The sequence below is a fragment of the Pseudanabaena sp. 'Roaring Creek' genome, assembly GCF_001402795.1.
Taxonomy (GTDB): Bacteria; Cyanobacteriota; Cyanobacteriia; order Pseudanabaenales; family Pseudanabaenaceae; genus Pseudanabaena.
This window is the reverse complement of sequence record NZ_LIRE01000167.1, coordinates 1-5386: the sequence shown is the minus strand read 5'-3', so window position 1 is coordinate 5386 and position 5386 is coordinate 1. Positions and strand designations below refer to the sequence as shown.

The following is a 5386-nucleotide window of genomic DNA, read 5'->3' as shown; positions in this document are numbered from 1 at the left end:
GGGTGGGAGGTGTCGTAGGTTGTGGGGCTTGAGCGACCGTACTCGACTGGGGAGCAGTTTGGGCTAAGGCAGGAGGGGTTGTTGACTGTGGGGTCGGGGCTTGAGCAATCTCTTGCTTTGCAGGACTCGCCTTTGCCAGCAAAGGATTTGTCAGTAACGTGCTGGATGCGGCAATGGCTGTGAATACGAGCAAGTTTATACGCATAAAGTCTTCCAAACACCTACAGAATATTTAAACAGAATACTTAACAGGAAACTATTGACGAACAGAGATAAACAGAAAGTTTCTGAGAATAGTAATAAATTACTATAACTTTCAACACCGACATATAGCTAGCAGTAATTTGCTAAAACTGAATTTTATTGTTTTATGTTGTCTGCGATCGCCAGAAACAAAAAATTCATGCAGGATCCCTGCATGAATCCTGCCAAACCGAACGTGGATGGCTCTTCATTAATCATGGTGATTCATGGTGATTCATGGTCATTTATGATCATTCATGGTCTTAGACGATCGTCGCTAATACTCTTTTCATGACCTCTTGGTATGCCTCAGCAACATTACCGAGATCCTGCCGAAAACGATCTTTATCCATAATCCGCTCGGTAGGATCGGCGATCGCTTTATCCCAAAGGCGACAGGTATCAGGACTAATCTCATCGGCTAGCAATAACTGCCCTTTGCGATCGACACCAATTTCCACTTTAAAATCGACGAGGAGCAAATTGCAGCGATCAAAAAATGTTTGCAGATGTTTGTTAATATTTAGGGCAAGTTCCTTGAGCTGGACAACCTGCTCGGGCGTAGCAAGATCGAGCATGGCAACATGGGCATCGGTGATTAAGGGATCGCCAAGGTCATCATTTTTGTAGAAAAATTCAACTAACGGAGTCTTGAGTGCTTGCCCTGGTTGCAAACCGAGCCGCTTACAGATACTGCCTGCGGCGATATTGCGAACGACGACCTCAATGGGTAATATCTTGACCGCAGCAACCTGCATCTCATTGGGGGAAACTTGCTGGATAAAGTGGGTCGCAATGCCTTGAGTTTCTAAATACTGAAAAATGTGAGAAGCGATCGCACAGTTCATTTCCCCCTTGTTGGCGATCGTGCCTTTTTTTAAAGCGTTGAAAGCGGTTGCATCGTCTTTGTATCGAGACAACAAAATATGAGGATCGTCTGTTGTAAACAGAATTTTGGCTTTGCCTTCGTAGAGCTTGTTTCCACTCATGGATATATTGCGATATTAATTTCTCAAGTATTCTATCGCAATTTAAAACCAATAAAGACTATAGGCTTGTAGGACAAACGATCGTGGCTTTATACTTTTTTAATGACTTAATTTGATGACTTAAACAACTGAAGTAACTGAGAGATAATTGGCAACGAATGGCGAACTGAATTTTAATTAACAGTCATAGAGTATGGCAACTTTGTAGAAAGCAATCTAAATCGAATTCAAATCAGAGAAGATAGCAATTTCACACCATTTGTCTGAACCACAGACACGATTTCATCTCATCAAATAATGGGATTGCTTACCGCAATCTTTTTTGTCATTGAAGCAAATATTTGTTTCCGACCTATAGATATATTCAATTTCCTCTTGAGACAAGACAAGTTCCAAATAAAGTTCTCCTAACCAGTCGCGAATTTTACTTAGCCTAAAAAATAGGTAGAGTTGTCGTTCGGTTAACATTGTTTGTGTTTTCTCAATCTGCACAGGAGTCATTAGCTTATCCCTCCCTTAATTTATCTATATATTGTGCATTGAGGAAAGAAATTACTATGTGATGATATAGGCTCAAATTTAGAGATCCTTGTCTCAACAATTAAGCGATCGCGATCACAAACCCCCTGCCAACAAATTGCTATAAACTGTGTATTAGTGTGTTTCAGCTATAACAAATATTTTTTTAACTTAGATCACAAAAATCCATAAAAAATAGGATTGCCAACCCCTAGAGTAAGTTTACCGAAAATATATAGTTAGAGCTATGTAATTTTTTATTATTTGTCTTTTCAACAACAATTTTCCTGCACTACTTATCAGATGATTTGAGTCTATAGCAGTCCCATTTCATTTGCGAGAAAACTAGGACTTTGGCTTCTATCAGACAAATTATCCTAATAGCTAAACGAATTCGAAGCTTCTCACAAATCATTTAGAGTTGCTATATCTTGATACTATTGATTAGCGATTTGACTAGTATTCTCAAAATAGTATTTGTTTAATAGACTGAATTATGTAGCTTTTAGGTGCTATTTATTCCAAGAAAATATGCTTAAAGCCGTATTCATGTATAACTTATGTATAACTTACGTATAACTTTGATGATTGTCTTTTTGTCAAATTTTAGTGATTATATTAAGTATTAATTTGTTGGTCTCCCTGTTCAAAGAACCTTAATAAGTTGAAGACATGATGGTAATTCAAAAGGAAATTCTAATGTTTCAGTGTTTGACTTACCTCTTCCAACACTTTCCAAAGGTTGTTTGAAATCCACTTTCTGAGTACAAAGCTATGGCGACATCTAGAGCATTGGAATTGAAAACATCTTCTTCCTCTTCCGATATTAAAGACAATAATTCAGCATTAACTGACCAAGGATATCAATCAGGATGCCAATCAGAGAGTGATTCTCCCAAAACATTGGTGTCCTTATTGGTTCCAGCCTACAATGAATCTTCCATCATTGAAAAAAACTTGGGAATCCTTTGTAAGTATATGCAATCCCTAGAGAATAAATTTCAATGGGAGATGGTAATCGTTAACGATGGAAGTAGAGATGATACCTACGCCAAGGCTTTAGAGTTTGCAAAAAATCGCGAAAACGTTTTGGTTTTACATCATCGCATAAATCATGGGTTGGGTCAGGCTTTGAGGTATGGTTTCAAAAACTGCCAAGGCGACTACATTGTTGTTGTCGATTTAGATTTAAGTTACTCTGCCGACCATATTGGCGATCTGTTAGATCGGATTGTCAAGACTCAAGCCAGAATCGTTGTGGCATCTCCCTATATGCGTGGTGGTTCTATCTCTAATGTTCCTTGGTTACGAAAAACTCTCAGTATTTGGGCAAACCGATTTCTCTCTTTTACCGATAAACGCAGTCTCGCAACCCTAACAGGAATGGTTAGGGTATACGATGCTCAGTTTCTCAAAAGACTTAATCTAAGATCGAAGGGAATGGAGATAAATCCTGAGATCATACATAAAGCAAGACTGTTAGGGGTGAGAGTTGAAGAAATCCCTGCCCATCTTTGTTGGCTCCCTCAAAAAACACAGGAAGTTAAGCGAGTTTCGAGCATGAAGATCGCTAAGCAAACCACGGCTGTTTTAGTTTCTGGCTTTTTGTTTAGACCCGTAATCTTCTTTTTGATTCCCAGTCTGATCCTGTTTTTGCTATCTGCCTATGCCGACTTTTATGCAATGTTGCGCTCTTGGCATAACTATCAACAGTTGGCATTGTCTCAGCAATTTCCAGATTTTACTGATGCGATCGCCATGGCATATAGTCAAGCCCCACATACTTTCTTTATTGGCGGTATAACTTTGATCTTGGCTATTCAACTATTTAGCTTGGGAGTTTTATCGATGCAAAGCAAGAATTACTTTGAAGAGATTTTTTATCTCGGTACAGCTATTTATGAAAACAATAGCAGTATCAAGGATGAATCTTGAAGAAGGTGATGCGGCATTATTTTGTCGATATTTCTATTAATTAAAGGAAGCAATTTGTATCCTTTAAGTCTTTATATTCTATAAGTAAATAGTATTTTTAAAAAAGTACTATTTGAGTCTTATGAATTAATGCATTGGATATATTGCCACCTAGAAAACAATAAATGCAATGAATCAAAAAAAGTTAAATTATTTTAGAGACTTATCCTAATTTCAATGAAGTGTTGACTCACTTCATTGAAATTAAAAGTAATCCTAGTAAGGCTTTAAGACCCCAAGATTGGTGTTGACTTTTAACGAAGAATAAAAACAAAGAAATTAAAGGATATTATGATTGAATCTACATCAACACTTACACCAACATTTACAAAGTTAATACAATTGCCTTCCGATCAAGATGCATCTGGGCGGACTCTAGGCGAAGAAGAGATTAAATTGTTATCCGAAGCGATTCGCAGTGGTACTCTCACCAGCACAAAAGGAAGTTTTGTCAAAGCCCTTGAAAATCAGTTTGCAGAAATGATTGGTGTTAAATATGCCTATGCCTGTTCTTCAGGATCGGGAGCCATTCACACTGCTATTTCGGCGATCGATCCCGAACCTGGTGATGAGATTATCACCACTTCCATTACTGATATGGGTGCTTTGACTCCGATTCTCTACCAAGGCGCTATTCCTGTATTTGCTGATGTGGATCCGAGAACTTGGAATGTCACTGCGGAATCAATTGAAGCTTGTTTGAGCGATCGCACTAAAGCGATTATTGTCACCCATTTATTTGGCAATCCCTGCAATATGACTGAGATTGTCCAACTCGCCGAATCTCGCGGTATTCCCATCATTGAGGATTGCGCCCAGTCATTTTTAGCCGAGCACAATGGCAAAAAAGTTGGAGCGATCGGTTCTATTGGTTGTTTTAGTTTGCAGCAGGGCAAACATATTACAACGGGAGAAGGCGGCATCGTCACGACCAATGACGATGCTTTTGCAAGGCGAATGTTTCTATTTGTCAACAAAGCTTGGGGCTACGGCGATCCCCAACCCGATCATTATTTTCTCGCACTCAATGGAAGGATGTGTGAGTTGCAAGGAGCGGTTGCAGTTGCCCAACTTGATAAACTTGAGGGGATCGTCAAAAATCGTCAGGATGCGGCAAGTAAATTAACTGGCAAGCTACAGGGATTGAATGGAATTTCTACACCGCAAATTGATGCCAGAAATACTCATGTCTATTGGAAATATTGCTTGAGCGTAGATAGCAGTAAAATTGTTGATGGCGCTGTAGGATTGGCAAAGAATTTAAAAACCAAGGGTATTTTCTCTGCCCCCCGCTATATTCAAAAGCCTGCATTTATGTGCGAGATTTTCCAGAAACAACGTACATTTGGTAATTCGCGCTTTCCCTTTACTCTGGCGAGCCCTGAGGCCGTAGATTACAATGCGGCAAAATTTACTGGTACCTATGCTGGTTTAGAGGCTGTATTGGTATTGCCTTGGAACGAACGTTATACCGATGAACATATTGATTATATTGCTGATGCTATTCATGAAGCAGTCAAGCAACTCAGTTACTAACTCTTAAATTAATTAAACTTAAATTAATTAAAAGCTAAATCTAAGTATCTAGGAGTATCTAGGCGCAATTAAATACAAAACCCTAAAAGCTGTAGCGCACGCTGCGCTTGCGCTACAGCTTTTGA

Annotated in this window: 4 protein-coding genes and 1 pseudogene; 2 read left to right on the top strand and 3 right to left on the bottom strand. The window is 39.0% G+C overall.

The genetic code is table 11. The features are described from left to right. The 3 genes and pseudogenes from AC805_RS05315 to AC805_RS05305 all read right to left on the bottom strand — a co-directional run. Positions 1 to 205, bottom strand: a pseudogene (locus tag AC805_RS05315) (hypothetical protein); the annotation flags it as partial. 301 nt (positions 206 to 506) lie between these two features. Beyond that, positions 507 to 1232, bottom strand: coding sequence for a phosphoribosylaminoimidazolesuccinocarboxamide synthase (purC, locus tag AC805_RS05310; protein WP_055074454.1), 726 nt, complete (start codon positions 1230 to 1232; stop codon positions 507 to 509). Positions 1233 to 1514: 282 nt separating this feature from the next. After that, positions 1515 to 1733 carry a hypothetical protein gene (locus AC805_RS05305; RefSeq protein WP_055074453.1) on the bottom strand — a complete coding sequence of 73 codons (219 nt, stop codon included), beginning with the start codon at positions 1731 to 1733 and terminating at the stop codon, positions 1515 to 1517. Positions 1734 to 2525: 792 nt separating this feature from the next. On the opposite strand from AC805_RS05305, the gene AC805_RS05300 reads away from it, so the two are divergent. Together AC805_RS05300 and AC805_RS05295 are read left to right on the top strand one after the other, a co-directional pair. Further along, positions 2526 to 3686 carry a glycosyltransferase family 2 protein gene (locus AC805_RS05300; RefSeq protein ID WP_055074452.1) on the top strand — a complete coding sequence of 387 codons (1161 nt, stop codon included), beginning with the start codon at positions 2526 to 2528 and terminating at the stop codon, positions 3684 to 3686. A 330-nt stretch (positions 3687 to 4016) separates the two neighbouring features. After that, entirely contained in the window at positions 4017 to 5261 is a 1245-nt protein-coding gene (locus tag AC805_RS05295; protein ID WP_055074451.1) for a DegT/DnrJ/EryC1/StrS aminotransferase family protein, read from the top strand. The last annotated feature ends 125 nt before the right edge of the window (positions 5262 to 5386 follow it).